Origin of the sequence: Methanospirillum hungatei (assembly GCF_020216685.1) — an archaeon.
GTDB classification, from domain to species: Archaea; Halobacteriota; Methanomicrobia; order Methanomicrobiales; family Methanospirillaceae; genus Methanospirillum; species Methanospirillum hungatei_B.
Genome location: NZ_JAIWNS010000291.1, coordinates 1 through 3,181, shown reverse-complemented (window position 1 = coordinate 3,181; position 3,181 = coordinate 1). Strand labels below are relative to the sequence as shown.

The 3,181-nt window shown below is 46.4% G+C and carries 1 protein-coding gene; it reads left to right on the top strand.

Annotated features, from left to right (window positions below):
* Window positions 1-535: 535 nt before the first annotated feature.
* Window positions 536-3,181: cation-transporting P-type ATPase (locus tag LDL35_RS15100; RefSeq protein ID WP_304024028.1), on the top strand; the 2,646-nt coding region annotated here is incomplete at its 3' end.

Genomic DNA, 3,181 nt, shown 5'->3' with positions numbered 1-3,181 from the left:
TATACGATCACGAACGCATCCGATGGGTATGAGGTATCTTCAGACAAACCCCTTCACAGATACCCGGCACGCCGAAAAGTTGACTCATACATCAGGTCGCTCCTGGCATTGCTTATCCGTCTACAGGTTCAATCGTTCGGTTTCCGTGGTGGTTCATCTCCTCACTTAAAGATATCCCGATACTTCCTTATAAATATCAGAATCAACTTAATTTTTAAAAAAACCTCGATTTATCTGGTTGAGGTACAGAAAGAATATGTTTTTTTCTTCATGTTAATATCCAATCAGAGTTGCAATCGGTTTATTCTGTTCATACCTGATTTCTTTCCTCCATGACAAGATGAATGTAATATTTTGATTGGTTCGTCCGGCATTCTGATTTACAAGGATATTTTAAAATAAAAATTTATTTAAAACAAAATTAGCAATTTTTTACATAAGGCCAATTAGACTATCAGTTCTTTTTATTATCTCATAGGTATCATTCAGCATATATCTGCACAGCAGCATATCATACGTCCCATCATGAGCTATCATGGAGACAAAAGAGCATTCAAAACCGGATTATGCAGTCTCTATTCAGGAGATATACTCCCGGTACTCGTCCGGCCCCTCCGGGCTCGATCCTGCAGAATGCCGTAATCGTCTCACGATTTATGGAAAAAATACTCTGATTCGTTCGAAGAAAAAATCAGTCTATATTCGTTTTCTTGCCAACTTCACACATCTTATGGCAATTCTTCTGTGGACTGGTGGGATTGTAGCGTTGATTGCACAGATGCCACAGCTTGCAGCAGCGGTCTGGATGGTAAATATCATCAATGGTCTTTTCTCCTTCTGGCAGGAGTTCAGAGCTGAGAAGGCTGCGGATGCACTGATGCAGCTTCTTCCCGTCAGGGTCCGAGTTATTCGGAGTGGTGTCACTATCGAGATTGCTGCTGAAGATCTGGTTCCCGGTGATCTTATGGTACTTGCAGAAGGGGATCATATCTCTGCAGATGGCCGGCTGGTGGAAGCATCAGAGCTCAGGATAGATCAGTCCACGTTAACAGGTGAGTCCCATCCGGTAAAGAAGACTGCCGATCCATCATATGAGACAGATATCTCAAAGATTGAGTATCAGAACCTGGTCTTTGCAGGAACCAATGTGGTATCCGGGACAGGGCTTGCGCTGGTGACAACCACAGGAATGGCCACCGAATTTGGAAAGGTTGCTCATCTCACCCAGGGGATAGAAGAGGAGAAAAGTCCCCTGCAGCAGGAGATGGTCCATGTCACCAGGATGGTCACAATCGTTGCGGTCAGTATCGGGATTCTTTTTTTTCTCATGCTCATAACTCTGACAACCGTAACCCTTGCTGAAAGTTTTATCTTTGCTCTCGGGATGATTGTTGCATTCGTTCCTGAAGGATTACTCCCGACGGTCACCCTTGCCCTTGCCCGGGGTTCGCAACGGATGGCAAAACGAAATGCCCTTATCAAACGCTTATCAGCGGTGGAGACTCTGGGCTGTACTAGTGTCATCTGCACTGACAAAACCGGGACACTGACTCAGAATGAGATGACCGTTACCCGGATATGGATCCCAGGTGCTTTCTTTTCGATGACCGGAGTGGGGTATGGCCCGGAAGGGGAGGTTACCCCTGATAAACCGGTGAATCAGATGAGTATGGATGCTCTGAGAGAATTATTCAGAGCCGGTGTTCTCTGTTCAAATGCACGACTTATAGCTCCTGATTCTGCAAATCCCCAGTGGACCATACTTGGTGATCCAACCGAAGCTGCAATCCTTGTTGCGGCAGGAAAGTCCGGGATTCATTATGAAGAGGAGAACCATCGCTCCCCACGGGTTCGGGAATTTCCCTTTGACTCCAGAAGAAAATGCATGAGTACCCTGCATCTTGCAGAAAATTCTCTCATCTGTTACCTGAAAGGTGCTCCAAAGGCAGTCCTTGAGATCTCCTCAACTATTATGGAGAATGGAGAATCGGTTTTGTTAACCGAAGAGAAAAGAGCCCGGATAATGGAGGTCAATGACTCATTTGCCGAACAAGGACTTCGTGTTCTGGGAATTGCACGGAAAAATCTCACCGGCGATATTACTCCGGAAAATGCTGAAGATGTGGAGCATAATATGACATTCCTCGGCCTTGTTGCGATGATGGATCCACCCCGTCCTGAAGTTGCACTGGCCGTGAAAAAATGCCATCATGCCCGTATCAGGATTATCATGATAACCGGTGATTATGGCCTTACGGCTAAGAGTATTGCCCGGCGTATCGGGATAATAACCGGTGATACTCCTCGCATCATCACCGGGGTGGAACTTGATCAGATGGATAATGATGACCTCAAACAGGCCTTGTCAGATGAGGTTATCTTTGCACGGGTCGCCCCTGAGCATAAACTCAGGGTAGTTGAAGTCTTGCGTGAATCCGGGGAGATTGTTGCTGTTACAGGAGATGGGGTGAATGATGCACCTGCTTTAAAAAAAGCGGATATCGGGGTAGCAATGGGAATATCAGGGACTGATGTTGCGAAAGAGGCTGCAGACATGGTCCTTACCGATGATAACTTTGCATCCATCGTCAATGCTATAGAGGAAGGCCGGGCAGTCTACGCCAATATTAAGAAGTTCACTGGTTATATCTTCACCAGTAATACCCCTGAGGCGGTTCCGTTTATCCTCTTTGCATTCAGCAAGGGACGAATCCCACTGGCTCTTGATGTGATGCCAATTCTTACCATCGATCTTGGAACCGATCTCGTCCCGGCCCTTGCTCTTGGGTCTGAACCGCCTGAGCCGGGGATCATGGATAAACCGCCCAGGAACCTGAGAGAGCATGTCATCACCCGGTCACTTCTTCTTCGGTCTTACCTCTGGCTTGGACCGATACAGAGCTTTGCTGTGATGTCTGCCTTTTTATATCAGTACTGGACAAACGGATACTGGGGAATAATTTTCGATCTGCCTGCAGAAGGCCCTCTCTATCACTCTGCGGTAGGAATGGCTCTTGCAGCAGTTGTGACCACCCAGATTGGAAATGTTCTTGCACACCGGACAGAACGAAGTTCTATTCTTAAAATCGGGTTTTTTACAAACAGAATGGTATGGGCTGGTATTGCCAGTGAACTCATCATTATTCTCATCGTTCTTTATGTCCCGTTTTTCCAGGAAATA